Below are 26,788 nucleotides of genomic sequence, written 5' to 3'. Positions count from 1 at the left end.
TAATCGTTTCTTATAAAATAATTCTTGTGCGCTCGCGGGCCGAGAGCAGACAAGCGTCTATGACTTTCATATTGCTCAAAGCATCCGCTGAGCCGAATTGCAGCGTTGTCTCACCATTGATGGCGCGCGCCATATGATCGGCTTGCGCGGTATAAGCGTTCACATAAGGCACCTCAATTTCTTTGCGCTCTCCTTTGGAGCTTACAAAGAAATTAGCGCTGCCAGGCTCGCCGGTCACATAAGCGGACGGAACCTCAATCAGCCCCTCCGTGCCCAGCACCTCAAGCGGGTTCCGGAACGCTGCCCACATGCCGCAATCGAATGTCAGCGAGACCGCTCCTTCAAACTCGACTAACCCGGAAGCCATCATATCGACATCGTCATGCTCCGGCGAAAATAAAGCTTGAACTGTCACCGCCTCGGGCTCCTTCCCAAGCAGCAGGCGGGCGGCGTTGATCGGATAGCATCCGACATCGTAAATCGAGCCGCCGCCCCAATCCTTGCGGTATCTCACGTTTTCCTTATGTCCCGCATTATTGAACGTAAAGGCGCTGCGAATGCCGCGAACCTCGCCTATTTCTCCAGCAGCGATAATCTCCTTCATCATCTGGTACCGCGGATGGTATCTGTACATGAAGGCTTCCGAGAGCAGCACGCCCGCTTCCCTGCAAGCTTCAGCCATCTCCGCCGCTTCCTTCTCCGTTAAGGCAAGCGGCTTCTCGCACAAAATATGTTTACCCGCCTCGGCAGCGCGTATGGTCCACTCCCTATGTAAATGATTTGGAAGCGGAATGTATATAACATCGATCGAGTCATCTGCCAGCAACGCCTCGTAGCTGCCGTAGGCGGCACTAATGTTATGCTCTTCCGCCGTCTTCTTAGCGTTGTCCGCATCGCGACTGGCAATCGCTGCTACCTCGTTTAATTCAGAAAGATGAAGGCCGGGTATTACCGCTCTTTTCGCGATTCCCGCGCAGCCCAATATGCCCCATCTCAGCTTTTTCATCGTCATCCCTATCGTCACCTCAGCTATTTTTTTATTACTATATTGTGATTGCAAGCATAAATAGAAACTAACGTCCAATCTCATCAAAGGTGGTTAAGCGATGCTATAAAAGTAGAAAGTGAACGGTTAACTTATGCTTTCCTTCAGTTTAAAGTAGAACAACCAAAAATAAAATGATATTATTTTGTTATGAGTTATAACAATATTGTCATTGAGGTGAACGACGTGCAAAGGCAAACCCACCTGCTTACGCTGCCGCAAAACCCGTTCTTTTGCTTTCCTGAATCAGTCGGAAATTACTGGGATCACCCCGAACATTTCGCATTGCGAACAGCCGGCTCGCTAAACAACTTTAATATCCATTACGTCGTTTCCGGCAAAGGCTATGTGGAAATAGACGGTAAGGCGCATACGCTGGAGGCAGGGGAGGCCGTGCTTTATTTCCCCTTACAGCGGCAGCATTACTACAGCAGCAAGGACGATCCATGGGATATCAGATGGGTTCATTTCTACGGCACAGGCTTGCAGGATTACATGATAGAAAGAGGCTTTCACAAAAGCCAGCTTTGGACCATTCGCCATCCCGCCGCATGGGAACAAGTGCACGAAGAGCTGCTGGCCGAGGCCGAGACGCACCGGATGCTGCGTCCAACGAAGCTTTCCGCGCTGACCTATGCGGCCGTCGCGGTGTTTGTCGAGCAAGCCGTGCCGATCTCGGGAAGCAAAGCGAGCTCGTCCGGCAACCGTATATTGGAGCTGCTCCCGCTCATGCAGCAGGAAGCGACGCAGCCTTTCATTCTAGAGCAATGGGCCGCGCAAGCGGGTGTCAGCCCCTACTATTTCTGCAAATTATTTCGCAGCGTCATGGAAATGACACCTATGGATTTCATTACGCGCTGCCGGCTACAAATGGCGAAGCAGTGGCTGCTGGAGCGCAAAGAGGCCAACATCGGTCAGATTGCAAGCGATGCCGGCTATCCAAGTGTCAGCTATTTCAACAAAAGGTTTATGGAGCATGAAGGAATGACGCCTACCTTGTATCGGCAGCTGTATGGCGTCTGACCCATGTCATGATTTTGTAGTTGATATGTCCTTTTCTCGCCACAAAGGGACTGCGTCATTTGGTCATTGACCTCTTGAAGCAGTCCCTTTAGCTTAAGCAGCTTCTCCACTAAACAGATGATATAATGCCGCGGTTGCTTTTTCTTGCAAAATTAATGATGGATTCGTATTGCGTCTTAGCTATACGGCGGTCCGACATCGGAAGGTGAGGGTTTTTGACAATCTCAGCCAGCTTTTTAAGCTCCTGCATCTCTTCAGGAGTCACTTTGACCGTTGTTTTCCCCATGCGCATCACCCTCCTTAAAGGTTTTTCTATGGTCATTATACGCAGCACGCAAGCAAACTTGCATGTTATTTGACTTCCGTTCGCGGATTTGGATCATCTATTTCTTCCGGAAACAGTTCTGCGAACTCCTTATTCTGCTTGCTCTTCAAATAGGATAAGCCGGCATAGCCCGCCAACAGCGAACTGCTCACTATTGCAAAATTGTCCGTCGTATCCGCCATGGACAGCGCCGTCTTCGCAAGGATACCCGTTCCTATTGCGATCAATAGATCGCCTAGAAAGCCAAGATCGAAAAAAATTTTTTTCTTCGCATTGCTATGGTTTCGGAAGCCAATAACGAAGATCACAAAATAATACAGCCGTTGAAACCACTTCATCAACCAATTCGAAGAAAGCTTCAAGTCTTCTTCATCATATTCTATGACGAGCTTTGGCATTTCGATAATGCCATTTTTAACGAAATGTCCAATTAGGCCGCCCACCAAGCTCATCGAGATGGACAAGCCAAACACCTGGATGAATGCTTGAAAGCTGGAAATGACCATCGCCGCATGACCGCCCTTCATCAACGCATTGCGCTCGGTAGCATTTATCGCACTACTTTCACTTTATGCCGCTGATAAAAGGTTCACGACTATTATTTAGACCGGCTTAATATTCCCATTATATAGATCAAGATATTACGAGTCCGCCGTCAACTCCAATGATTTGTCCGGTGATCCAACCCGATTCCGAATCGGCCAAATTCACAATCCATCGTGCTACATCATCCGTCTCACCTCGTCGTCCTAATGGGATCATCTGACGCTCCTGATCCTTAACCTCATTAATCTGTTCTTCGGTAAGTCCCATACGATCGCGAAGGAAAGCTGTTTCGACAGGTCCGCTCGCGACCGCATTCACACGAATTCCTTTCGGAGCGAGCTCAAGAGCCCAGCAACGCGTCAGATGTTCCACTGCAGCCTTGCTCGCGGCATACAGTGATAAGCCGGCCGCAGCTTTACTGCCATAAGTACTAGACATGTTAATTATTGAACCTTTGGTTGCTTCGAGATGAGTGATCGCTGCTGCGGCAAGCATTGTAGGCCCAGCTACGTTAACGGCGAAAATATCATTGATCGATTTTGCGTTCACATTGACGAGCGGTTGAATGACACCACCACCAGCATTGTTCACGAGGATATCGAGGCGCCCCCAATGTTCAAGCGCCGCAGCAACCGTTCTGGTTGCAGACTCCGGATCACTGACGTCCGCCGTAAAAGCCTTAATGTTCGGGTTGCTAGCCGCAATCTCCTCCAATGGACCCGTTTGACGCCCGGTAATGAGCACTTTTGCCCCCTTCTCAGCAAATAACCGAGCCGCTGCAAGTCCGATACCGGCACCGCCACCTGTGATGATCGCAACCTTGTCTTTGAACATGTTCATTTCTCCTTTGATTTTAAAATTCTTCAAGATCGAAAAATAATACACCTCAAACAAATTAACTAATTAATAGTTAATTAATTAACTATCGATCAAATCTGTCCTGTAGAAAAGGACAGAAAGTCATATTTCTAAAACAACTTTTTTAACAAGTTTTTCAACTGTTCCTGTTCTTCCAGAGTAAGTTTATTACCTACATTTTGAGCGATAGTTTGTTCATATACAGGCCATACATTCAAAATGATCTCATGACCTTCTGGTGTTAAACTGACTAGAATTCTTCTCCTATTGGTTGGGTCGAAATTCCTTTGGATGCGGCCTGCTTGCTCCAGAGCATTTAATAAATTGCTAATGTTCGCTCTCGTAACAGCAAGGTCGTCACTTAACTCGGAAGGAACCATCGCTCTTCCGCTGGACTTAAGAGCAACGAGTAAACACCACCGCCCCAATGTCAGATCGAACCTTCCTAGTTGTTCCTCCAATTGTTGAACCAAATGATGATTGGTTTTATAGAGTGTCAGAAAAACATTAACCGAAAAAATTGGTTGTTCAAAAGGACTCCACTTTTCAATACGATATGACCTCCTATTAAATAGTTAACCATTTAACTGTTTACTTTTTAACTATACTTTTTTACAAATCATATTGTCAAGTTCGTAACAACACGAACCGTATCTCCAGTTTTGAAATGCGTTTGTTAGCAGACTAGTGCGTTCTAAGGGGTAAAGGCCGGTTCATGTCACAAATTGACATCGCCAAGCGTTTTATTAGTGACATTACAAAATATATTCGGGGGAAACAACCATGAATTTAAATATTAATATTCAAACTGCAATTCCGAAAGCGTGCTAACGATGTGGAGGTTCGAAGATTTTATTAACCATAGTGGATTTGACGAAAAAGCAGGATTGGCAAACCAGTTCATGTCTGCTCTTACAAGTGGAAATATTGAATCATTTGTCGACTTGATTACTGAAGATGTAATGTTGATTGTCGACGGTGGAGGGAAAGTGTTCACTTTAATCCATCCAATATACAGCAAAAAACACGTATTCGTTAATTTACATGCAATGGCATTAAATATATTTCTCGAATCCAAAGCGCAATTAGTCAAAATCAATGGACAACATGGGATTTTATTAACAAAAGAAGACATTCCAACCGGGGTCATTTGTTTTGATTGGGAACCCCAAACAACAATGATTCAAGGAATATTCATTATCGTGAATCCAGATAAATTAAAACACATATGCTTATGTGACAATTGAGCCCTTCCAGTTCCACTCAAGGAATGGAGGCAGCAGCCCTTCCGGCTTATGGGTATACCGAATTCCAATCGGTACACCCTGATTTATTTGGAACTAACATTCTTTTGTTAGCTGTCAAATCTGAATATGCTGCTTCTATTTTCGGAATAGCCGCTTAACCTACATGCTTCAGCTTATCCGGGTTTCGGATAAAATATAAGTTTTGAATCCTATTCCCCTCGATGTGAAGCATCGCCACCGTATGAATACCCTCCTTTGAACGAAGAATAAGTCCGGGTTGTCCATTAATTTGGCCAATTTCAATAACCGCGACTCCTTCTATCATAGAAGCCTGGCGTACCGGACCAAGAAGAAACTGCGCAACGAGTTCTCGCGTTTCGATCGGATCGACGGCGGCTGACACTTTGCCTCCTCCATCGGAGACAAGGACAACATCCTGATCAAGCATAGATAAGATTTGATTCAGGTTTCCTTGCTTGAGTGCCGCCATGAAGCCGTGGACCCACTCGTGGTTGGCTGCTTCAGGATGAACAAGCTCTTCGGACGCAATTCCCATCTTTGTTCTTGCGCGGCTGAGCAGTTTCCGGCAATTCACTTCACTTTTTCCGATGAGCTCAGCTATCTCACGATACTCAAAGCTAAGCGCCTCATGAAGGACAAAAACAACCCGTTCAGTAGGTGATAGCCTTTCAAGCAGCACAAGCATCGCATAAGACAAGAGATCGTCTTGAACGACCAAGTCCATTGAATCATTTTCCGAACTAAGAAATGGCTCTGGTAGCCATTCTCCATAATATTGTTCCCGCTTCTTGCGGGCTGACTTGTGTAAATCCCTACAGCGGTTCGTGACCATTTTGCAAAGATAAGCCTTCGGCTCAGCCAACTTCTCAGACGGTACGTCATATATCTTTAGAAACACGTCCTGTACAACATCCTCCGCATCAGATACTGATCCGGTCAACTGATAGGCGAGCTTAAACAACAGCCCTTTATACTGATAGTACAATTCTTGCATCATTCCACCTCCATTCTTATCCTTATAAACTCTATTTTCCTTAGATAAAGGCCTTTCATTAAACGAGATGAAGATCGATTTTGTGACAGACGCAAGAAATGCTTGTTTATATATCATTTCATACTTCGTTTTTAATATGTATAGCCGTTCAGCAAGAAGGTCTTAGTTCTTGAATACTCCTCTGTCACGAATTGAATTGCTGCGTCGTTTTATGCCTGAAGTGCGATTCGCAGATGAAGGTGAAGGTAACGATCAATTTAACGTACCGTTAAGCCGTATCTTTTCCAATTCTTGATATTCACTTGCTTGTCACGAAATAAGTCGCAGCGTCGTTTTATATTCGAATGACGAAATAAAGATGGAGGTGATATAACGATTAATTTAACGAAACGTTAATAAAGCAGCATTTATCCAATTCTTGATTATCGCTCCCTTGTCACGAAATGAATCGGAGCATCGTTATATGTTCGTAGCGCGGTTTATCACTAATTCAGAAAAGAGAGGTACAGTTATGACACAACGTGTAAATTACATGAAGCAATCACCAGAATTTTTAAAAAATTAATGGAATTCAGCAACGCCGAGAAGGAAAGCGCAATTGAAGAGAAGATCCTCGATCTGGTTCACATCAGGGCTTCACAAATTAATGGGTGTGGATTCTGTCTCGATATGCACGTCAAGCAAGCGAAGATTCATGGCGAGAGCGAACTTCGCCTCTATCATATCTCGATTTGGAGGGAATCGACTCTATTTATTCCACGCGAACGGGCCGCGCTGGCATGGACTGAAATCCTGACCAAACTGCCTGAGCATGGCGTACCTGACGATGTTTATGACCGCGTTCGCGGGCAGTTGTCTGAAAAAGAAATCTCGGACCTGACCTACTCGATCATGGCTATCAATGCTTGGAACCGAATAAACGTCGCCTTCAAAACTGTACCTGGTTCGTCCGACGCGGCATTTGGATTGACTAAAGCAGGTCTCAGCTAAACAGTTACAAAAACAAAAGTACAATTCGCGCAAACCTATGTGTGAATATAAGTTTAGATATTACTAGCCCTTATTTATGGGCTACAAAAACGAGGAGGATTAACATGAAGATTGTAGTTATTGGCGGCACTGGACTTATTGGAACAAAACTTGTGGGCAACCTTCGTCAGCTTGGCCATGAGGTAGTGGCGGCATCACCTTCCGCAGGCGTAAATGCCGTTACTGGTGAGGGACTTGCTGATGCCCTTAGTGGCGCTCAAGTTGTCGTAGACGTGGCGAACTCTCCTTCGTTCGAGGACAAGGCAGTCTTGGAGTTCTTCGAAACGTCCACTCGAAACCTCCTTGCCGCTGAAGCGGCTGCTGGAGTGAAACATCACGTTGCTCTATCGGTCGTTGGTACTGACCGCCTTCTCCAAAGTGGTTATTTCCGCGCGAAGATGGCCCAAGAAGACCTGATCAAGGCGTCAAATGTTCCCTATACAATCGTTCGCGCGACGCAGTTCTTTGAATTCATCAATAGTATCGCCTATGTAGCCACCGAAGGGCAAACCGTTCGTTTATCATCTGCTTATGTACAGCCCATCGTTTCGGATGACGTTGCTGCCGCGCTGGCCGACTTCACTCTTGAGGCACCTGTGAATGGCACTGCCGAGTTGGCTGGTCCAGATCGGATGCGTCTCGACGAACTTGTCCGTCGATTCTTGAGCGTACAACAAGACACACGCCAGGTCATCGTAGACGACAACGCCCTCTACTTTGGCGCAGAGCTGAACGATCAATCTCTCGTCCCGGGCGACAACCCGCGCATCACTTCGACGCATTTCGAGGATTGGCTCAGCCGTTCCACGGCTCAAGTGTAATTCAGTAAGGTATATGAATTTTGAATTCAACTCATTACGTGTCGCTACAAAGAACCCTGCAAAGGGTTCTTTCTTTGTCTGTGAGAAAAGCCCCCGCACTCTCTGAACACCGTACATGCAAGTCCGCAAAAGCCTCGCGCGCAGGCTTACATCCTATGCTCCTCATTACAGCTACGCCGTCCTAGAAGATGACTTACGCTCCTTCAGCTTTGCCTTCATCCCCGCTTTACCGCCGAATGAGCTGAATGAAAAATAATAAATGCCGACAATGATTGCGGCCAGGATGGCCAGTGCAAAGAAAATATTACTGTACAGATAAGCACCGCCATGAACAGCGAGCGGGTTAAGATGGAATGCCGTTCCCTTCGCGTCCAGCAGCTTGCCGATCATGCTTGTAGTCATAGCTCCCGAGATAAAGTTAAGCAAGGACATCAGCCCCATCCCAACACCGATCTGTTCCTTCGACAGTGTCCGCGAGATGGTGTTAGACATCGCTATTTGCATGAAGGTTTGGCCCATGTTGCCGAATATAAGCAAAAACAAAATCAGATATGGCGAAGCTCCAACAAATACGGAGAGCAGAAAGAAGCAAACAAAGCTAAGCGAAATTGCCGTGTAAACTAAGAATGAGTTACCCTTCTCATCCGCCAGTCTGCCCCCTCTTCGTCCCATGAAGGCTGAGGTAATCGCTGCCGGAAACATAACAAGACCGATAACGGCTGGAGACAAGTTATTCAGACCCGCCAAAAACTGCGGTGTTACAAATGGCATGCCGAAGCTCATAGCAGTCGCGAGAAAGGTAATAAATAAACCGAAGGAATATTTTTTATTGCTGAACAGCTTAGGCTGTATAAAGGGCTCCGCTGCCGTCCGAATACGAATGATGAACAGAATAAGCGACACGACGCCGCCAAGACAAAACAACCAATTTCCCAGCGAGATTGATAGCAGCAGTAATGCGACCGAGCCTCCGAGCAGAATGCCGCCATAAAAATCAATCTTTTTCGCTTCTCCTCTTTGGTCGTCTAAATATTTTCTGAAGAACGGCAGTGCAAGCAGCGGTATTAACGATAGCAGGAAAAGGAATCTCCAGCTGGCGAAGCCCGTTATTAATCCCGATACAATGGGAGCCAGCGCGGTACCGAGCGCCAATCCTGAAGCTACAGTGCCGAGTGCCCGGCCGCGCTTCTCGGGAGAGAAGTATCGTACGGGAACGATCATTGCCGTAGCAGGGATAACGGCGGCTCCGCTAGCTTGCAAGATTCGCCCTAGCACGACCATCCAATATTCGGTTGCTGTCAGCCCTACGACTGAGCCAAGCGCAAAGAAAATCAATCCGAATGTCAGTAAATCCTTCAAACGGTATTTATCGGCAAGCTTTCCGTATGTAACGGAGCCAACTGCGTATACGATCATATAGCCGGTAAGCAGCCAGCTTACCTGCGAGGGCGTAATGCCAAATTCCCTGCTGATAACCGGCATAACGACATTAAACATAGAAGCATTCATAATCGAGAAGACTAATGTGAACGTTAATACGGGCAAAAGCTTCTCGCCGTTGTTTTGTACGCTAGCAGTTTCCATATCCCTTAAACACCCTCTCCAGATAAAAATCCATTATTGTTTGAATTCAAACTAAATCACCAAAAAAAAAAAATCCATACTTAGAAATGCGCCTACTCGTAAGCGTTAATGATTTTTCTCAGCAGCGCCTGCAGAGTAGCCGATTCTTCATCCGTCAGCAGTTGATTTGATTTATCCTTCGCCTGCTTGACAGCGTTTGATGACTTCTGATACATCTCTTTCCCTTTTTCCGTCAAATAGATCCGTTTCATTCTCGCATCCTGGTCGTGGTCACGCCGAACGACCCACTCCCTCCTCACCATTCCGTTGATCAAGCTCGTAACGCTCGATTTATCTATAAAAAGCAGCTTCTCCAAATCGGCATTCATCGCGCCGGGCATCATCGACAGCAAATGGAGAGACTGCGATTGCTGAGGAGTCAATCCAAGCGGCCTGAGGGCCGCTTCAATTTCACGCCGAATGTTAATGAAAGCAAGCTTGATAAGTAACGTATTGCTATCCTCTAGCTCCCAAGGGAAACGGGGAATATGACTTTGTTTTCCCATATGGAGCTTCACCGCCTTAAACTAGTTTGAATTCAAACTAATAATAAAATGGAGCGGTGCAATTGTCAATCCCGAATGCCAGCCTCCGCTTTACATTCATATGAGCCTTCTAGCCTTGCCCACCCAGTTAACCAGAAAAATGCCGATGCAGATAAATACGCCGCCGACTAGCGCATACCACTTTACCTGCTCTCCGAGCAGCAGCCAGCTGGTCAGCACCCCGAAAAATGGAGCTAAAAATAAAAAGGAGCTTGTTTTAGCGGCATCCCCGTTGCGAAGCAAATAAAACCAAACTGAAAACTGGACGATGGAGCATAAAATCGCTAGCCATAGCAGGACGCCTATCGATTTAGCGGTTAACGTAAAATACGGATGCTCTGTAAACATACTTATAAGAAGAAGCGCCAAACCTCCAGCAAGCATCTGATAAGCGGCCAGCACGGTCATATCGAAGGATGGCCCCCAACGCTTGATCAGCAAAGTCGCGGCAGCGAAGCAGACAGCCCCGCCGAAGCTGATGAACGTTCCAGGCTGGAGCGAGATATGAAGGCCGAAGGTGAAGACGACACCGATAAAACCAATCAAAACGCCTAGCCATTGACGACTGCTGTATACGGCACCGGCAAACAAAGTGGCGATAACGATTACGATTAGCGGGCTAACGCTCGTAATTATGGCGGATTCACTTGATGTGATCCAATACATGCTATAGTAGACGCACCCCATCACCCCGCCGGATTGGAATAAACCTATTACCACAGCCTGCAGCCATTGCTTTCTGCCGCGCGGCCTCGGCCTTTTCGCAACGACCAGCGCCAGCAAGCCGCCTGCCAGCACATACCTTATACCCATTAGAAAAAAGGGCGGTGCGTAGGATAAGCCGATTTTGCCGATCGGAAACGCGATGCCCATTAATAAAGTCGTTAAAACGATCAGACTCATATATTTGTATTTATTCATGATGGATTTCTTTCCTTTCTGTGAGCCGAAAATTATAGTGATTGTCCGCCGTCAACAGTAATCAGTTGTCCGGTCATGGCTTCTTGCTGCAATACAGAGCATATTAGGCTGGCGATATCTTCGGGTGCTGCAATACGCTGCAGCAAAATCTGGCCGGCTAAAAGGTGCATAGCCTCTTCACGTCCCTCCCACCACCTTGTAGCTACCGCGCCCGGCACGACGCTGCATACTCTTATCTCAGGGGCGAGAGCGCGAGCCAATGATTTCGTTAAGCCATGTACTGCAGCCTTGGAAACGGCGTATGGAAGCGACGATCCCAAACCGGTTAAACCGGCTATGCTGCCGACATTCACGATAGCTCCATGTTTATTTGCTTTCATATAGGGACTAACAGCCCGCGCGCAAAAAAACATTCCTTTCACGTTAACGCCATAGAGCTCATTCCAAGCCTCCTCCGTTACCCCCTCTAAATCATCAAGCGGAATATGACGCGTTATACTTGCATTATTGACGAGCAAATCAACGGTTCCAAATTGCTGCGCCATCGTATGAACCATTTCCCGTACATCTTTATCTTTTGACACATCCGCCCGTATCGCTATTGCCCTGCCGCCACCGCGCCGGATCAGCTCGACCGTTTCTTCCGCTTCAGCAATAGAACGGGAATAGTTGACGGCAACCCGGGCACCCATACCAGCAAGCGCTATACTTGCAGCCCTTCCGATTCCAGTGCCGCCGCCGGTAACTAAAACTGACTTATCTTTTAGCTCCATCCTTACCACTCCTCAATCTTTTTCTAATACAAATCCGCTTTTACCCTTAAGTTCTCAGTGGTTCTAAATTCATTGTAATCAGTCCTTGGTTTTATGTATAATGATCATTAAAGATACTGAATATCATAATTTATGATATCTAGCAGCGGGTAGCGCAACAAAATCAACCTTTAGGAGGCCGGAAACATGGAGAGTGCAGATTTACGCGTATTTCATATGGTCGCTCGCGAGGGCTCCATTACAAAAGCCGCTCTCAGGCTCGGCTATGTGCAGTCCAACGTAACCGCTAGAATTCGAAACCTTGAATCCGAGCTGGGCACGGCTCTTTTTCTCCGGCATAACAGAGGAATGACCCTTTCCTCAAGTGGTAAAACGCTGCTCACTTACGCCGACAAAATTATCGGCCTGTTAGAGGAAGCGACGCAGGCGCTGACCTCCTCGGACGAACCTAACGGCCCGCTTACGATCGGCTCAACGCAGACGGCAGCAGCCGTTCGGCTGCCTGCTCTGCTCGCTTCCTATTATAGACAGCATCCGGAGGTGCTGCTCTCCTTGACGACTGGACATTCGCAGGCTCTAATGGAGAAAGTTCTCCAATACGAGCTTGACGGCGCTTTTATCGGATGCGAGTGCGATCACCCGGAGCTTCAGTCCTTTCCTGTATTTAACGAAGAGCTGGTTATCGTAAGTCATGCATCCGTTCGCAGCATTGAAGAGGCCTTAACGAAGCCCATCCTTGTGTATAGTACGGGCTGCTCCTATCGGGCCGTCTTGGAGAAATGGCTTCAAACGGGCGGCTTAGCTCATCCGACGATCATGGAATTCGGCACGCTTGAAGCGATCGTAGGCGGCGTATCGGCTGGCCTCGGCATTTCGTTGATGCCGAAGATCGTCGTCGCGAAGCAGGAAGTTGAAGGCTCTATCCGAACGCATGCCATTCCCGAATCGATCAAGTTTATGAAGACGGAATTTATTACGCGCAAGGATTCGTTTGTAAGCAGCGCTTTGCTCGCCTTTATAGAAACGCTGCCCCGCGTAGACAGCGAATGATTGGAAAGCATAAAAAACCACGAAGAGCGGCTTATCGCTCTCTCGTGGTTTAATCGTTGTTAAAACCCGGTTTTCGGTATTTCCTGCGGGCATTCCCGGTAAGGCTCAAGCATGCCGACACGAACATCATACAATCTTTCATGGGTAAGCTTCATTTTCTCTACAAAAGGATAATAAGGCTGCTGGCACACATCGACGACACCAATCTGGTAGTTCTCGCCATCGAAGCGTCCTAAGACAGGCTGATCATTTAGTTGAAAATAATGGACGCCAATCAGCTCCGGTATCACTGCCCCCTGCTCGACAAAATACTGATACGCCCTTCCTCTTTCCTCTTGCGTGCTCACGGCCCTTATGCCATAGGCAAGCATTCCGGCATCCGAGGCTCCAAAATGAAATTCCCCAATCATGACTGGCTTATGAAGCCGCTTGCTAATACGCTCGATCAGCTCTTGATCAGGCTTGCTTTGATAGCAATTAACCGAAAAAACGTCAAAGGCCTCGCAGCCTTCAAGTACATCGTCGCTGCCCACCCACGCATACCGCATGCCCAGATTCAAATGATTAGGGTCTGCTTGCCTGCAATAGGCAGCAGGAACCTCCACGTAGCGTCTAATCATGATTCGGTTAAAAGCCAAAAAGTCTTCTTTCCGAGCTTCACTATTCCACCAATCGCAGGAGCCTGCAGCAGCCCCATCGACTAAAATATCCTCAAACCGCTCGAAGCTGCTGCCCCAAGCCTCATTTAAGCTTTTGATCATACTGTATTTCTGAATGAGCGTATCCAGGAAAACGAGCTTACTTGCGAAGGGCTTCGGAGAAGCAAGCAGCTGCTCCGTCAAGTTCAAGCCGTCAACGAATGCCCAATGAGGCTCATTCCGCATAAAATACCCGATCATTCTCCGATCATCGCGCATACAAGCAAGCTGCTCGGAAAATGCTTTCGCATTCCGGTCGTATTCCGGGCTAAAGACGTCAGGAAAATCCCGAAATATCGTCTCCGTTGTTTCCGGAAATCCATCCAGCGGATAAACGTAGGGGATATTAGATTGCTGAATAAAGGGGATGCTCGACCAGTTGCCAATCGTATTCATTCCCCACGCCTTCATCCGATGCTCAGTAAGCTGCATCCAGTCTCTATGCCATTCCTCTCCGAAGGCGCGGATCAGATTTGCTATGCCATAACTGAAGCCATCATTTATCCAAGCATCCTTATACGGCCCATCTCTATCCGGAAGCGGTGGAATGAGATGCTCCATACCCTTAACCTTCATAGCCTCGGCAGGATGGATACAATCCATGCCTTTACTAAATAAAGCATAACCATCCGGATCGACGAACCACCACCGCTGCCCGTCATGCTCGGTTCGGAAAAAGCCCGACGCCTCAAAGCGCAGCCGCTTCCAGCCGCCGTAAGAGGATAGCTCGCTCTCCTGCGCAGCGTTCTGCTCATAATCCGACAGCTCTTCTCTCAAAGATTGTTCAAGCTGCTTCGAGCTAAACATTTTGCCGCTCCATTCCTTGCCTGCCAGTTGGCCAAGCTCATCCACGTAAGGCGTAAACGCATAATCGAAAGAAGGCAATGCTGAAGCTAAACAAATGTCAGTTATGGTAACGCTTCTGGATACGGTCGACGGTATGGTGGAAACGCCCAAATGCATAATGGTATGGCGATCAACGCATGCATCACCTCGTATAACAGACTGCATAACGCCGGGAAAACGGTTCAGAAATAGTTTTTCCCCCTTAAGTGCCTCCAAAGGGAAACAAAGCTTCGTCTTCACATGAGGTAATATGCCGTAATGAACGGTAATTGAACGATCTGCCGCATCACGGAAGGTAAACAGCAAAACGAGCACATCATGCGACTCATGGTAAACCTCTGCGGTTAAAAAATGATTCTCCGACCAGAGCATTCGATCCATTTCTCTCGTATCCAAATGCAAGCCTCCGCCTTCAGGCGGGGTCTCCATACGAATTCCGTTTGTTCCGGTTATCTCCGTATGCGTATTAGGGGTACAGTAAAATGCTGAAAGCGGAAATTGAAAAGCCACCTTATTCATCTCCTTAGCTACTCTTTTACCGATCCAAGCACGATACCTTTTACGAAATATTTTTGCAGAAAAGGATAAACAAACAATATAGGCAGCGCCCCTATAAAAATTTGCGCCGCTTTAACCGTCCGCTGCGACAGATTAGCCATATCCTCCGGATCGATGCTCATCTTGCTGAAATCCTGCTGAACAACGACGGTTTGCAGAAAGGTAGCGAGCGGATATTTATTCGTATCCATCATATAAATTAGACCGTCAAACCATGAGTTCCAATGACCGACTAGCGTGAAGAGCGTAATCGTCGCCATCGCCGGAAGGGACACCGGCAAGTGGATACTGAATAAAATCCGAAACAGCCCGGCCCCGTCGATTAACGCAGCCTCCTCCATCTCGGCAGGTATCGTACGGAAAAAATTCATAAGGAGTATCATATTGTATACGCTGAGCGCTGAGGGCAATACGAGCGCCCAGATCGTGTTGATCAAATGCAAATTAGTAATAAGTATATAGCCCGGTACGAGTCCGCCCGAAAATAACATGGTGAAAACAAAAAACCACATGTAGCCGTTGCGGCTTTTGAACTCCGTGTACCTTTTGGATAACGCATATCCGGCAAAAACAATTACCGCCATGCCGAATGCCGTGCCGAGTACCGTTCGGTATACGGAATAAAACAACGCCTTAACGAAAGCCGGATTGTCGATTGTCTTCTGGTATGATTCCAAAGTGAAATCCACCGGCCATAAGTTTACAATATTGGCGGTTGCCGCTGCTTTGCCGCTAAAGGATACCGCCAGTACATGCAGCAGAGGCAGTATGCATAACAGAGACAACCCGATCAAGAACAGATGATTAAAAGCGTTGAAGACTCTATAGCCCGTCGATTTATAATACATTATTCGCTCTCCTCCTTTTTCTCTAGAAAATCCGATAATTCGCGAATTTATGAGCTAGCCGATATGAAAAAATAATGAGGACAAAACTAATCATTGATTTAAATAATCCGACCGCGGTTGCGAAGCTGAAATCACCCTTAAGCATAGCGGAGCGATAAACGAATGTATCGATGACGTCGCCTTTGGAATAAACAAGCGGATTATATAAGTTGAATATTTGATCGAAACCTGCATTCAGCACATTGCCTAGCTGCAAGGTGGCAACAACAACGATAATAGGCAGCATGACCGGCAGCGTCACATGAATCGTTTGCTGCAGCCGCGTGGCCCCGTCCACCTCGGCTGCCTCGTACAAGGCAGGATTGACACCGGCAATGGCAGCCAAATAAATAATCATACTGAAGCCGAACTCCTTCCAGATATCACTGACTACCACAATGAAGCGGAACCAATCTCCATCTCCCAGAAAGAAAATAGGCTGCAGACCGAACCAGTCAATGAGCATGCGGTTCACAATCCCGCCTTTAACCGACAATAAGTCGATTAAAATACCGCCCAATATAACCCAAGATAAAAAGTGCGGAAGATAGACGAGCGTCTGGATGCTGCGCTTCATCCCGTCCTTGCGAATTTCATTAAGCAATAAAGCAATGGCGATCGGCACTAGCAGCCCGCACACGATTTTCAATACCGAAATAATCAAGGTGTTCCATATTACCTGAACCGATTCATCAAACATGAACAACGAATAAAAATGCTTCAGACCGACGAAGTCCGATTTAATGAAGCCTAGCCAAGGCTTATAATCCTGAAAGGCCATAACGAGGCCAAAAATCGGCAAGTAATGGAATACAATAGCTATTATTGTAGCCGGCAAAATTAATAGATGAAGCGGCCATGTCTTTCTTAGCCCTCTCTTCCATTTCGAAACCGATTTATCTGCCGGATGCTGTGCGATCGACTTTCCGAGACCGCTTTTCATAGTAAATCCCCTCTCTATCATGTAAATCCCCTCTCTGTCATTATGATAATTGCCATGATTGCACTTTGTTTGGCTTCTGCTATTATTATACCAACGGCAAAGAACCCCACCTATGACAAGGTCTTAACATCTGTAACCCCACTCATAACCTGTTTTGCTAATATCCGGTTTAGGATGTGAACGGCTTGATTAAATACAAGTTATTTCGCAGGCTTCTTATTATGCTTGCTGCTATGTTGATACCAGCAACCGCTTTATTCGCTTATGCCAATCATACGAGCGTTAATGTGGTTAGACAGACGCTGGAATCCTCTGCCTCGAAGCAGTTGGAGTTTACTGCCGCGCAGATGGAGCAGTCGCTGCGGCAGCTCGAGAAGCAAATGCTGCTGCTTGTGAACGACTCGACTATAAAGGCATATGTAAGCTCAGCTGAATTTCCTGAATATCTTGATCATCTGCTAATGAGGAAGACCGTGGAAGAGAAGCTTATTCTTCAAAGTCAGACCGAGCCGCTCATTGATCAATTAAATGTGTACTTTCCTTCGATTAACGAAGTTATTTCAACGGCTTCAGACCACCAATTCAATCAGGAAGAGCTCGTTAAGCAGCCAAAAAATCAATGGTTTGTCCGAAATGAGCAAGGGAAGCTCACCTTTCATTTGCTTCTTACTAACCCTGCCATATCGGCGCCCAATTTGAGCAATACGGTCTCTGTTGTAGAGACGACGTTATCCGGCGAATACTTGCAATCTATGCTGAAAGGGCTGGATGCTGCGGGTAACGGTACTTCCCTCTATTATTATCCGGGAGCCGAGATGATTGCAGATGGTACAGTGGACAGGATATTGATCCCTCAGCTTCGCGCAGGGGGCGTCTTTGATGTAAATATTTCATCCATTCATCCAAGGCTTACCGTACTCAAGATGAACGGTGAGCAGTATTTGGTCCAATCGGTAAGCAGTCCATCGCTTGGGGGCATGATTGTGAGCTATATCCGATTGGACGAGTTTCTGCGTCCCCTTCAAGAAGCAAGATGGCTTGTCAATGGCAGCCTGTTGTTTCTCTGTATTGCAGGCATTGCTATTTCGTATTTATTTTTCCGCCATTTCCGAATACCGTTCAACTATTTGGTTCGCAAGATCGAAAGCCTTGGAGAAGGCAATTATTCCATTAGAGCTACGGTCAAAACGAATAACGAGTTCGATTATTTATTTGAACGGTTTAACGATATGGCTTCACGGATTCAAGCATTAATCGAGAACGTGTATGAAGAAAAGGTTCGCACGCAAGAAGCGGAATATAAGCATTTACAGTCGCAGATTAACCCTCATTTTCTGTATAATTGTTTGTTTTACATCATAAGCATGGCGAACAAATCTCCTTCGGCCGTCATATCCATGGCCAAAAATCTGTCGCATTTTTACCGCTATATTACACGAAAGGCCGGTACGGAAACGACGCTTGAGGATGAAATCCGATTAATCGAGAGCTATTTGGAGGTGCAGTCGCTTCGCAACAAAAGATTAGCTTATACGATTGACATCCCATCCTCCATGCACGCTCTATCCGTACCTATCCTGCTTCTGCAGCCTCTTGCCGAAAACGCCGTCGTGCACGGCTTGGAACAGAAGCGTGACGCTGGAATTATACAAATTAAAGGCATGTCAACCGCGGAGCACTATATCATAGTGGTCGATGATGACGGCACTGGCCTTACAGACAAGGAGCTGCGGGCGCTGGAGGATCGCGTATTTAATACGGCCGCTCCCTCTGAGGAAATAGGCTGCGGCTTACGAAATGTGCATCATCGGCTTATCCATCGCTATGGGCCCGAATCCGGCCTCAGCTTCTCCAGAAATGAGTGGGGTGGCTTCCGGGTAACTGTTCAATTATCGCGCAGAGAGCAGGGAGATTAGTATGAACGTATTACTGGTAGATGATGAGGACTATGTACTCGATTATTTGGAGGAAGAAATTCCATGGCGGACGTTCGGCATATCTTCGGTATATCGAGCCAGCTCAGCCATGGAGGCAATCGACATTGCAAGGCAAGTAGAGCTATCCATCGTCATAACCGATATCCGAATGCCTGAGACGAGCGGACTGGAGCTGCTTGAAACGCTGCAGAAGCATTATCCCGGGACGAAGGTTATCTTATTGTCCGGGTACTCTGAATTTCATTATGCGAAGAAAGCCTTGCAGCTCGGCGCAGTCGATTATTTATTAAAGCCTGTAACCGAGGAAGAAATGACGAGCTGCCTTCGAAAGGCTTTAGCTAACCTTGAAACGGAGGAGCGGAACAGGAAAAATCTTTCTTCTGCCCAAGATGTGTTGAAGCTTGGACTTATTCGCATCCGCGAGCATTTGCTGCTTGATTTGCTGCTCGGCAAAAAATATGAAGCGAAGGAGCTTGAGCGGCAGCTTCATGCTTTGCAGCTTCCGTTTGAGCCCGATCAAAGCTGCGTGCTGGCTATGATTCGCATTGAAACGGGAGATGAGCCAGCGAGCCGCGAAGATTTCGAGCTGTTCAGTTATGCGGTTCTGAACATGGCGGAGGAAATACTTTTTGAGCAAATTAATGAAGTTCCCTCCCTCTGGACCTGCAAGGATACACATCGATTCATCATAGCGGTTATGCCCCTGCAACCATCCGAGCCTTATTCTGTACTGAAGCAACGGATTGGCAGCTTGAAGCAAGCGGTAGAAACCTTTATGAAGCGGACAGTATCTGTTTTGTTAACGCCCGTCACCTCCTTTAGGCTGGAGCTGCATCGTCAATATTTGCAGTCGCTAAATGTTTTCGGAAGAGTCATCGGCACGTCAAATAATCGCTTGATCGAGCTTCATGACAGCGAAGACGAGATCGCGTTAAAGCCGTTGACACGTCTTCATCAATCGCCTACTTTATTGCAGCTTATGGATGCCGGACGCTGGGAAGAGGTTCAAGGCAAACTTCAATCCATTTTGGAGGAGCTTGATATGCCTGCTTACCAGACGCAGCAGCATCTCATGGAGGTCGTGTATTACTTGTTTAGCAGCTTCTCGTATATTGCTCATAAGCAAGGTGATTCGTTCGCTGAGCTGATTGACAGCCCCACCTTCCTGCATGATCCGTTTTATTTTCACTCCACATACAGGATCAAGGAATGGGCATTTCCGCTCATTGAGCAATTCGAACGGGCGCTTCAGGAGCCGTCATCTGGAGGAAACCATATCATCAGGCAAATCCATAGCTTCATCGAAAAGCATTTGCAGGAAGACGTATCGCTTACCCGCGTTGGCGAGCATGTATACCTTCACCCTGTTTACCTGTCGCGGCTGTATAAGAAGGAAACGGGAGAAAGCTTGTCCTCCTACATTTCCCGAGTCCGTATGGAGAAAGCCGCGCTGCTCCTAAAGACAACGAACAAGAAGGTATCCGATATTTCCGAAGAGGTCGGCTATCAGAAAACACAATATTTTATAAGGCTGTTCAAGGAATATTACGACGTTACGCCGCAAGTCTACCGGAATCGATAAAAAAAAAGGCTGCGTCTAAGTAGAAAGTTACTCAGACCAGCCTTTTCTCAATTCTTATGGATTAACGCTCTTGTACCATGCGTTCACTTCTTGCTCGATCTGGTCGCCGCCCTTGCTCTTCCAATCCGCTACGAACGTATCGAATTTATCCAACGGCTCATTGCCATAAATAATTTTGGCAAATGTTTCAAGCTCCATCGTCTTTAAATTTTCGCCCTTGCTTCTCATCGTTTCCGTAGGCGCTCCCAAAAATTCGGTAGGCGCGTTAATGCCTGTCATTTCATAATTCAACGCACCGGCGCGCACCTGCTCCTCAGGCTGAATCAATATTTCTTTATGTGCTTTTGTCGTGGGTGTGTTCCCTTTGAAAATATAATCATAGTTTGCAGAGCCTTGGAAAGGAATGGCCGGAACGTTCCAGAACAGATTGTATTTGCTCGATGAAGCCACTTTCTCAAGCGGAGTAGGGAATTTTTTCGGATCATAAACAACCTCTCCATCAACGATAGCATAATCATAGCCTTCAAAGAATCCATTCTTGAAATCGCCCGTCTCGAATGCACTATCATATATTTTATCTAAATAGAGGAAGAATGCATCCATATGCTTAAAGTTTTTGTTAAACATCATAACCTTGCCTTCATTCACATAGCCGGTGTAGCGGGCGGATTTGCCGTCAACTCCTGCAGGCAGCATATATGCCCGAAGCTGCGCATCGGGATTAACGCCTTTTACGTCCCCAAGCGGCCAGCCATATGACCAGAATGGAGCGGCAATCATACCGGACTTCCCTTGAATGAAGCTTTCTGTCGCTTTTACTTCATCAACGGCAGCTAGTTCCGGATCTAAGTATCCTTTCTTGTACCATTCATTTAGTTTGCCAAGGCCTTGCTTGATTTCCGGCTGCACCGATCCATACTTCAAGCTGCCGTCTTCCGCTTTCTGCCATGCCCCTGGAATGAACTTGCCGGTAAAAGCACCAAATACAAAGCTGACATCCGACATCCAATTAGAAAATCCATTTCTCGCTGAAAAACTGAACCCAAACGTATCGTTCTTGTTATTGCCGTCCGGATCTTGAGTCGTAAATGCATCCATAACCGTCTCGAACTCTTCGATTGTTGTAGGCGCTTTCAACTTCAGCTTGTCCAGCCAATCCTGACGAATCCATAAAACAGGGTTTGTCCCGTCTCCACCGGAATAAATCGGAAGACCCAGCAGCTGCTTTCCATCTTTCACTTGATTCAGCGCTTCGCTGTTATCCGCATAAACCTTTTTAATCCGGTCTGATGCGTATTTTTCAAAATCCTCTCCAATATCCTTTACTTGCCCGGACTGAATCAAGTCCGCAATCAAGTTAGTGTCCTGGACAATAAATACATCGGGCAATTGATCTTTCGTCGTGAGTGAAAGTCTAATTTTTGTATGATAGGCTGCATTATCCGGTGTATCCCACAGATCTTTAATTTCTATGCCAAGCTTGTCTTTCGCCCATTTATTATGGACATTATTATTGATATCCTCTCCGTTGATAAAGGTATAGTCCGACCCTACAACACGAGCCGTCGTTATCGTAACGGGAGGTTCAAATTTCCCTTCGGCATTTTGGGCCGGCGCTTCTTCGTCAGCTGCTTTTGAAACATTATTCCCCCCATTCGAACAACCAACAACGGTTAAGATAGCAAGTATGAGCATGATCGCTATCCATTTACTTTTCATCATTGCATTTTCCCCTCTCTATTGTATATTTGCTGCCTATTTATCGTAGCAAACCGAGCCGTTTTCCGTATATGCCCCAATCTAAACAATTGTAGCCTTCATGTAAACTAACCCGAAAGTTGCGCTCTCATTCCTCGTCCGCTTAATTGCCCGCCAACCAAGCAAAAACAAATAAACGCAAGCCGATGATCGTGATGGGCTTTGCGTTTATTTGTTAGGCCGGATGTTTAATTAATGCTATTCACAAGCTTCATAACCGCATCTCTCGTTAATTTATTGCCGCCGGCCGCAATTAAATTAACCGTCGCATGCGCTAAGGTAAGCGGAATTTTACAGAAATCCAAGGCCGGACCGCCTTTTAATTCCACGATATAGGCATCCGCCAATTTCAGATTGCGGCGCGTATACTGGATCATCTCCTTCGGCCCCCAGCCATCAGGAAAAAAGTCTACGCCGCGTTCCAAATCCTCCGTGCGATTGCGAAGAATATTTACGGCTTGCAGCCCTCTGCCAAAAGCAACCGCTTTTATTTTGTCGGTTTTCGTACCGTCATACCAGAACCATATTTCGGACAGCATTTCCCCTACCATACCGGCTACGCTATAGGTGTAACGGTCCAAATCGTCCTCCGTTCGAATGTTCCAGCTCTCATGAACCCAATCAGCCATCTGCTTGGCCATCATCGCAATATAACGGTATACCACTTCGGCGACGGAAGGAGGACAAAGCTGTGCCCACTCGTCCAACTGCAAGGTAACGGCTGGCAGCACTTTGCTATATGGGGCCATTAGCTTTTGCGTGCCCGCGATAACGTCAGTGGATTGGAATATATCATGGATCCCGAGTAAGAGCTTCACCTTCAAATCATCCGCAATTATTTCATGATCCTCGATTTCATCAATAGCCCTCATGCATAGATAAGCAGACGCGACGGCTTCTTTTAATCCTTCTTTTAAACGGTTAATGGGAATATAAAAAGTTCGGCTCGTTTTCTTTAACATGATCATTGCATCATTCAAGATAAAAACTCCTTCATCATGGCAGCTTGGCTTTAGCTTATTTTACTAATATATTTATCATGATACCATACATAGATTTAGATGTGCACCGTTACTGCGATTTACAGCTCCTATCCGCTTAAGTTTTGGCAGCGCTTAATCTATACACTTCTATCCAGGGCCTTTATCCTTAGGCTATAACGTTAATATCTCCCAAAAAATGCGGTTTAATAATCATCCGCTGCATGCCGCGGAACAAAAATAAAAAACGCCTATCCATCGGCAAACTGCCGTTTGGATAGGCGCTTATATGCTTAAGATAAACTCACCGTTCGACCCGCTAAATACGCCTTAGTCTCCGTACCCCAGCGCCTTCAGCTGCTCGAATCCGCTATCCAGGTACGCTTTATAATTCATGGATGTCTCCAGCGTTTTGATGAACGCGTCGTATTCGCTAAGCGGACGCTTGTTATAAATAAATTTCGCGATCTCTTCCTCGATATACCGGATGGCGTCTGCCGAATTAAAGCCTTCGGGATTATCGACAAATCCGTTGAGTGCTTTGATGCGAGGCTGGTCGTTAGAGAACTTGATGAAATCGGACTGCATGGCGAATTTCGCCTGCAAATATTCCATTTCCGGCCTTCCGGTAAATTGATACAGCCAGGAATAACCGACGTCGCCTGCCTTATCCGTCATTTTCGGCATCCCGTTATCGAGGGTGAAATGCGTGTCCTTCACTCCGAATTGAACGAGCATCGAGCCGCCGTCCGGATTCGAGATATAGTTCAACAGATCGAAGACGCGCTGCAGCTTCTCCGGATCCTTTTCCAATGCCTTCGGAACAGCAACCCGCCCCGGTGCCGCGCCAATATCCCACGGGCCGTCGAATTGTCCTGCTGGTCCGCTCGGCGCGGCCATTTGCACCCACTCCGCATTCGGATTAACGGTCTTGATTTGATCAACAAATTGCTGCTTCGTCATATTCGGCCAATCGATATAGACAATGCCCGCTTGCCCCTTAATTGCTTTCTCCTGATGCTGCAGTCCGCTGTTGGCCAGCAGCTCGGGATCAACCGAACCTGAAGCGATCATCTGCTGAATGAACGATAGTGCGTCTTTCATTGCCGGATCGTACAAGGCATTAACGACAGCTCCATCCTTCTCGTAGAAATTTCCAGGCATACCGACGTCGACAGGCATACCTACGCCGAATGCTCCGAATACGGTAGAAAATGCGCCCAGCTTTGCTCCCGTCAAACCAAACGTGTCCGGTTTTCCGTTGCCATCAGGATCCTGAGTGGTAAAGGCCTTGGCTACGTCCGCTAATTGTTCAATAGTCGTCGGTACCTGCAGCTTCAGCTTATCCAGCCAATCTTTGCGGATCCAAAGGGTATTATAAGGAATTTGCGGCGATTTGGTAACGGCAAAAACTTTTCCGTCCACCATGCTCTTCTTAACGCTTTCTTCGCCGATGTAGTTCACCGTCTGCTGCAATTTATCCATATAAGGCGTCAAATCAAGCAACAAGCCTTGATTGGAAAATTGGACGAGCTGCTGCCGGTTGTCCACCATGAACAAGTCCGGAAAATTGCCGGAGGACATGCGCACATTCAACTGGTTAATATAATCATCTTTCGAAGGATAGACGGTCAGGCTCAGGTCAATGTTTAGCGCCTTGTCCAGCTCCTGCTTAATGATATCCTTATCTGGCGTTGGGAGGTTATTGCCGATCCCGATGATTTCCAGCTTAACCGGCTTACCGCTAGCTTCTTTACCCGGCTCAGCGGAAGTGCCTGGCGTGTTACTCTCGTTTGTACCGTTGCCTCCCGAACAGCCCGCAAGCAAAGCTCCTAACAGTGAAATGGTTAACAGAAAAGAAAACATTTTTCTCATCATTTTATCCCCTTTCTTATCACTATCTATTGAATAGCCCCGTATAGCTGGTCAGTTATTCATACGGCAGCTAGATCAACCTTTAATCGATCCGAGAAGCATCCCCTTCGTAAAGTGCTTCTGAAGGAAAGGATAAATAACGATAACAGGCAAACTTGCAATCATGACGGAAGCCATCTGCATCGTCTGGGTAGGCAACACGTTCTCTGCATTCTCAAGCGGCTGCTGGCTTTGTATCAAAATTTCTCTGACGATGACCTGCAGCGGGAACAGTGTCCTATCGGTCACATAGAAGATCGCTTGAAAAAACTCGTTCCAATGACCGACTAAATAAAACAATCCGACAGTAAGCAGTACCGGAATCGAGAGCGGTATGACGATCTGGAGCAAAATCCGGAATTCTTTAGCGCCGTCCATCCTTGCGGATTCGAACAATTCTTCGGGAAGCCCCTCGAAGAAGCTCTTCATAATGAGCACGTTAAAGCTCCATACGGCGTTTGGCAGGATCATCGCCCAAATCGAGTCGAGCAGCCCCATCGATTTTACTACCAAGTAGGTCGGAATAATTCCTCCGCTAAACAATAAGGTAAACACGATCATGAGAAGAAAAAACTGTCTGCCCGGCAGATTTTTACGGCTGAGCGGATAAGCCATTAATCCGGTCAATACGATATTGACAGCCGTACCGATAACCGTAATGAGAACCGTAATTTGAAACGCCTTCGGTATGTTCGACTCCGTTAACAGCGTGCGGTAAGCAGTGAAAGTGATCTCCCTTGGGAACAAAATAAATCCGCCGTTGCGCAGCACTTCACCGAATGGAGTGATGGATACCGATAACACATAAAGCATCGGAAGAATGGCGGCAAGACCGCAAAGCCCGAGAATGACATATACGATGCCGTTAAATATTTTATCGTCCAAGCTTTTTACCATATTCCTCCACCCCACCTTTTCGCCAGCCGGTTAGCTCCGAGCACCAGTATCAGTCCGATGAGAGACTTGAACAATCCGACTGCCGACGCCAAGCTGAAATTCAATTGCTGCAAGCCTGTTCGATATACCCAAGTGTCCAATATGTCGGCGACCGGGTACACCTGAATGTTGTACAAAATATAAATTTGATCGAAGCCGGCATCGAGCAGGTGGCCCAGCTTCAGTATAAAAAGCAAGATGATGATGCTTTGAATTCCTGGAAGCGATATATGCCATATCATCCGCAGCCGACTCGCGCCGTCCACCTTGGCCGCCTCGTAAAGCGTAGGATCGATGCCTGCCATTGCTGCCAAGTAGATGATCGCGCCCCAGCCAAGATTTTGCCATACTTCGGAACCGACCAGGATTCCGCGGAAATAGTCCGTCGAGGTCAAGAAAGGAATGGACTGGCCGCCTGCCTCCACGATCCATCGGTTTACAAGTCCCCCATTCTGGGAAAGCAGCGTCAGCAAAATACCGAAAATAATAACCCATGATAAGAAATGCGGCAAATAAGTGAACGTTTGGACAATTGACTTCAACCAGCGAATGCGGCATTCGTTCAGCAGCAGGGCGAGCAAGATTGGAGGAAATGTCCCAAAGATTAGCTTGTAACAGCTAATTAATAACGTATTCGTCAATAGCTGACTGAAATAAGGCGACTGATAAAAATCCTGGAAATGCTTATACCAAGGGTCTGCCCAGCCGCTTCCCGTTATGCCGTCCATGATCGAGAAGTTTTTGAAAGCAATGATGACTCCGTACATCGGAAAATACCGGAAAATTATAAAATAAATCACACCCGGAAGCAGCATGATGTAGAAAGCCCGGAAACGCCAGACGGTTCTCAGAACCGACTGCAGCTTCGTTTGCTGGGCAGGCTGTATCCGTACGGTGGATATATACCTTCGATTGGCTTCCATGTAAT

General features: G+C 46.9%; 25 protein-coding genes. 7 read left to right on the top strand and 18 right to left on the bottom strand.

What is annotated here, in order from left to right; translation table 11 throughout:
* Positions 1-10: 10 nt before the first annotated feature.
* The gene (locus tag ASG81_RS04180) at positions 11-1,012 is read right to left on the bottom strand and encodes a Gfo/Idh/MocA family protein (RefSeq protein WP_056629519.1); all 1,002 of its coding nucleotides are present in this window, start codon (positions 1,010-1,012) and stop codon (positions 11-13) included.
* Between the two features lie 219 nt (positions 1,013-1,231).
* On the opposite strand from ASG81_RS04180, the gene ASG81_RS04175 reads away from it, so the two are divergent.
* On the top strand, positions 1,232-2,068 hold the full coding sequence (locus ASG81_RS04175; protein WP_056629732.1) for an AraC family transcriptional regulator: 837 nt from the start codon (positions 1,232-1,234) through the stop codon (positions 2,066-2,068).
* 109 nt (positions 2,069-2,177) lie between these two features.
* Here ASG81_RS04175 and ASG81_RS30595 read toward each other — a convergent pair whose 3' ends face one another.
* The 4 genes from ASG81_RS30595 to ASG81_RS31590 all read right to left on the bottom strand — a co-directional run bounded on the left by ASG81_RS30595 (position 2,178) and on the right by ASG81_RS31590 (position 4,225).
* Positions 2,178-2,354, bottom strand: a complete 177-nt coding sequence (locus tag ASG81_RS30595; RefSeq protein WP_155971198.1) for a hypothetical protein — start codon at positions 2,352-2,354, stop codon at positions 2,178-2,180.
* 65 nt (positions 2,355-2,419) lie between these two features.
* On the bottom strand, positions 2,420-2,923 hold the full coding sequence (locus ASG81_RS04170) for a hypothetical protein (RefSeq protein ID WP_235548723.1): 504 nt from the start codon (positions 2,921-2,923) through the stop codon (positions 2,420-2,422).
* A gap of 103 nt (positions 2,924-3,026) precedes the next feature.
* Complete coding sequence (locus ASG81_RS04165) at positions 3,027-3,773, bottom strand: SDR family NAD(P)-dependent oxidoreductase (RefSeq protein WP_200961423.1); 747 nt, start codon at positions 3,771-3,773, stop codon at positions 3,027-3,029.
* Between the two features lie 134 nt (positions 3,774-3,907).
* Positions 3,908-4,225 (bottom strand): MarR family winged helix-turn-helix transcriptional regulator, encoded by a 318-nt coding sequence (locus tag ASG81_RS31590; RefSeq protein WP_056629515.1) that lies wholly within the window; start codon positions 4,223-4,225, stop codon positions 3,908-3,910.
* A 405-nt stretch (positions 4,226-4,630) separates the two neighbouring features.
* Here ASG81_RS31590 and ASG81_RS04155 point away from each other — a divergent pair, with 405 nt between their 5' ends.
* Entirely contained in the window at positions 4,631-5,044 is a 414-nt protein-coding gene (locus ASG81_RS04155) for a hypothetical protein (protein WP_056629514.1), read from the top strand.
* A gap of 154 nt (positions 5,045-5,198) precedes the next feature.
* Here ASG81_RS04155 and sigJ read toward each other — a convergent pair whose 3' ends face one another.
* Positions 5,199-6,059 carry an RNA polymerase sigma factor SigJ gene (gene sigJ / locus ASG81_RS04150; protein ID WP_056629512.1) on the bottom strand — a complete coding sequence of 287 codons (861 nt, stop codon included), beginning with the start codon at positions 6,057-6,059 and terminating at the stop codon, positions 5,199-5,201.
* Between the two features lie 564 nt (positions 6,060-6,623).
* Between sigJ and ASG81_RS04145 the strand changes: the two genes are divergently transcribed.
* Complete coding sequence (locus ASG81_RS04145) at positions 6,624-7,049, top strand: carboxymuconolactone decarboxylase family protein (RefSeq protein ID WP_235548722.1); 426 nt, start codon at positions 6,624-6,626, stop codon at positions 7,047-7,049.
* Positions 7,050-7,153: 104 nt separating this feature from the next.
* Positions 7,154-7,909: an SDR family oxidoreductase gene (locus ASG81_RS04140; RefSeq protein WP_056629510.1), complete on the top strand. Its 756-nt coding sequence runs from the start codon at positions 7,154-7,156 to the stop codon at positions 7,907-7,909.
* 171 nt (positions 7,910-8,080) lie between these two features.
* Here ASG81_RS04140 and ASG81_RS04135 read toward each other — a convergent pair whose 3' ends face one another.
* The 4 genes from ASG81_RS04135 to ASG81_RS04120 all read right to left on the bottom strand — a co-directional run bounded on the left by ASG81_RS04135 (position 8,081) and on the right by ASG81_RS04120 (position 11,771).
* A complete protein-coding gene (locus tag ASG81_RS04135; protein WP_081417124.1) occupies positions 8,081-9,493 on the bottom strand; it encodes an MFS transporter in 1,413 nt (470 codons plus the stop codon).
* 92 nt (positions 9,494-9,585) lie between these two features.
* Positions 9,586-10,038 carry a MarR family winged helix-turn-helix transcriptional regulator gene (locus ASG81_RS04130; RefSeq protein ID WP_056629508.1) on the bottom strand — a complete coding sequence of 151 codons (453 nt, stop codon included), beginning with the start codon at positions 10,036-10,038 and terminating at the stop codon, positions 9,586-9,588.
* A gap of 96 nt (positions 10,039-10,134) precedes the next feature.
* Positions 10,135-10,998 carry a DMT family transporter gene (locus ASG81_RS04125; protein WP_056629507.1) on the bottom strand — a complete coding sequence of 288 codons (864 nt, stop codon included), beginning with the start codon at positions 10,996-10,998 and terminating at the stop codon, positions 10,135-10,137.
* A 32-nt stretch (positions 10,999-11,030) separates the two neighbouring features.
* Positions 11,031-11,771, bottom strand: coding sequence for an SDR family NAD(P)-dependent oxidoreductase (locus tag ASG81_RS04120; RefSeq protein ID WP_056629506.1), 741 nt, complete (start codon positions 11,769-11,771; stop codon positions 11,031-11,033).
* Between the two features lie 186 nt (positions 11,772-11,957).
* Between ASG81_RS04120 and ASG81_RS04115 the strand changes: the two genes are divergently transcribed.
* Entirely contained in the window at positions 11,958-12,821 is an 864-nt protein-coding gene (locus ASG81_RS04115) for a LysR family transcriptional regulator (protein ID WP_056629504.1), read from the top strand.
* Between the two features lie 59 nt (positions 12,822-12,880).
* On the opposite strand, the gene ASG81_RS04110 is transcribed toward ASG81_RS04115, so the two are convergent.
* From ASG81_RS04110 to ASG81_RS04100, 3 genes are read right to left on the bottom strand one after another with little or no spacing between them, the layout of a single operon-like run.
* Complete coding sequence (locus ASG81_RS04110; RefSeq protein ID WP_056629502.1) at positions 12,881-14,875, bottom strand: hypothetical protein; 1,995 nt, start codon at positions 14,873-14,875, stop codon at positions 12,881-12,883.
* A 17-nt stretch (positions 14,876-14,892) separates the two neighbouring features.
* Positions 14,893-15,771 carry a carbohydrate ABC transporter permease gene (locus ASG81_RS04105; protein ID WP_056629500.1) on the bottom strand — a complete coding sequence of 293 codons (879 nt, stop codon included), beginning with the start codon at positions 15,769-15,771 and terminating at the stop codon, positions 14,893-14,895.
* A gap of 22 nt (positions 15,772-15,793) precedes the next feature.
* Positions 15,794-16,753, bottom strand: coding sequence for an ABC transporter permease (locus ASG81_RS04100; RefSeq protein ID WP_056629498.1), 960 nt, complete (start codon positions 16,751-16,753; stop codon positions 15,794-15,796).
* 185 nt (positions 16,754-16,938) lie between these two features.
* Between ASG81_RS04100 and ASG81_RS04095 the strand changes: the two genes are divergently transcribed.
* Both ASG81_RS04095 and ASG81_RS04090 read left to right on the top strand, forming a co-directional pair.
* Positions 16,939-18,669 (top strand): sensor histidine kinase, encoded by a 1,731-nt coding sequence (locus tag ASG81_RS04095; RefSeq protein WP_056629496.1) that lies wholly within the window; start codon positions 16,939-16,941, stop codon positions 18,667-18,669.
* Position 18,670: 1 nt separating this feature from the next.
* Positions 18,671-20,272: a response regulator gene (locus ASG81_RS04090; RefSeq protein WP_056629493.1), complete on the top strand. Its 1,602-nt coding sequence runs from the start codon at positions 18,671-18,673 to the stop codon at positions 20,270-20,272.
* Between the two features lie 54 nt (positions 20,273-20,326).
* Here ASG81_RS04090 and ASG81_RS04085 read toward each other — a convergent pair whose 3' ends face one another.
* From ASG81_RS04085 to ASG81_RS04065, 5 genes are all read right to left on the bottom strand, one after another.
* On the bottom strand, positions 20,327-21,994 hold the full coding sequence (locus ASG81_RS04085; RefSeq protein ID WP_056629490.1) for an extracellular solute-binding protein: 1,668 nt from the start codon (positions 21,992-21,994) through the stop codon (positions 20,327-20,329).
* 224 nt (positions 21,995-22,218) lie between these two features.
* Positions 22,219-22,998 (bottom strand): squalene/phytoene synthase family protein, encoded by a 780-nt coding sequence (locus tag ASG81_RS04080; protein ID WP_056629726.1) that lies wholly within the window; start codon positions 22,996-22,998, stop codon positions 22,219-22,221.
* Between the two features lie 342 nt (positions 22,999-23,340).
* Entirely contained in the window at positions 23,341-24,888 is a 1,548-nt protein-coding gene (locus ASG81_RS04075) for an extracellular solute-binding protein (RefSeq protein WP_056629487.1), read from the bottom strand.
* 72 nt (positions 24,889-24,960) lie between these two features.
* Positions 24,961-25,821, bottom strand: coding sequence for a carbohydrate ABC transporter permease (locus ASG81_RS04070; RefSeq protein WP_056629485.1), 861 nt, complete (start codon positions 25,819-25,821; stop codon positions 24,961-24,963).
* A complete protein-coding gene (locus ASG81_RS04065; RefSeq protein WP_056629482.1) occupies positions 25,815-26,783 on the bottom strand; it encodes an ABC transporter permease in 969 nt (322 codons plus the stop codon). The genes ASG81_RS04070 and ASG81_RS04065 overlap by 7 nt, the downstream gene beginning before the upstream one ends.
* Positions 26,784-26,788: the final 5 nt, after the last annotated feature.

This window comes from Paenibacillus sp. Soil522 (assembly GCF_001428245.1).
Classification (GTDB): domain Bacteria; phylum Bacillota; class Bacilli; order Paenibacillales; family Paenibacillaceae; genus Pristimantibacillus.
This window is presented reverse-complemented; position numbering and strand designations above follow the sequence as displayed.

Coding starts and splice junctions, on each gene's coding strand:
- ASG81_RS04180 (WP_056629519.1), bottom strand. CDS start 1,012: ATGACGATGAAAAAGCTGAGATGGGGCATATTGGGCTGCGCGGGAATC.
- ASG81_RS30595 (WP_155971198.1), bottom strand. CDS start 2,354: ATGGGGAAAACAACGGTCAAAGTGACTCCTGAAGAGATGCAGGAGCTT.
- ASG81_RS04165 (WP_200961423.1), bottom strand. CDS start 3,773: ATGTTCAAAGACAAGGTTGCGATCATCACAGGTGGCGGTGCCGGTATC.
- ASG81_RS04155 (WP_056629514.1), top strand. CDS start 4,631: ATGTGGAGGTTCGAAGATTTTATTAACCATAGTGGATTTGACGAAAAA.
- sigJ (WP_056629512.1), bottom strand. CDS start 6,059: ATGCAAGAATTGTACTATCAGTATAAAGGGCTGTTGTTTAAGCTCGCC.
- ASG81_RS04145 (WP_235548722.1), top strand. CDS start 6,624: ATGGAATTCAGCAACGCCGAGAAGGAAAGCGCAATTGAAGAGAAGATC.
- ASG81_RS04140 (WP_056629510.1), top strand. CDS start 7,154: ATGAAGATTGTAGTTATTGGCGGCACTGGACTTATTGGAACAAAACTT.
- ASG81_RS04135 (WP_081417124.1), bottom strand. CDS start 9,493: ATGGAAACTGCTAGCGTACAAAACAACGGCGAGAAGCTTTTGCCCGTA.
- ASG81_RS04130 (WP_056629508.1), bottom strand. CDS start 10,038: ATGGGAAAACAAAGTCATATTCCCCGTTTCCCTTGGGAGCTAGAGGAT.
- ASG81_RS04125 (WP_056629507.1), bottom strand. CDS start 10,998: ATGAATAAATACAAATATATGAGTCTGATCGTTTTAACGACTTTATTA.
- ASG81_RS04120 (WP_056629506.1), bottom strand. CDS start 11,771: ATGGAGCTAAAAGATAAGTCAGTTTTAGTTACCGGCGGCGGCACTGGA.
- ASG81_RS04115 (WP_056629504.1), top strand. CDS start 11,958: ATGGAGAGTGCAGATTTACGCGTATTTCATATGGTCGCTCGCGAGGGC.
- ASG81_RS04105 (WP_056629500.1), bottom strand. CDS start 15,771: ATGTATTATAAATCGACGGGCTATAGAGTCTTCAACGCTTTTAATCAT.
- ASG81_RS04100 (WP_056629498.1), bottom strand. CDS start 16,753: ATGAAAAGCGGTCTCGGAAAGTCGATCGCACAGCATCCGGCAGATAAA.
- ASG81_RS04090 (WP_056629493.1), top strand. CDS start 18,671: ATGAACGTATTACTGGTAGATGATGAGGACTATGTACTCGATTATTTG.
- ASG81_RS04085 (WP_056629490.1), bottom strand. CDS start 21,994: ATGATGAAAAGTAAATGGATAGCGATCATGCTCATACTTGCTATCTTA.
- ASG81_RS04080 (WP_056629726.1), bottom strand. CDS start 22,998: ATGATCATGTTAAAGAAAACGAGCCGAACTTTTTATATTCCCATTAAC.
- ASG81_RS04075 (WP_056629487.1), bottom strand. CDS start 24,888: ATGATGAGAAAAATGTTTTCTTTTCTGTTAACCATTTCACTGTTAGGA.
- ASG81_RS04070 (WP_056629485.1), bottom strand. CDS start 25,821: ATGGTAAAAAGCTTGGACGATAAAATATTTAACGGCATCGTATATGTC.
- ASG81_RS04065 (WP_056629482.1), bottom strand. CDS start 26,783: ATGGAAGCCAATCGAAGGTATATATCCACCGTACGGATACAGCCTGCC.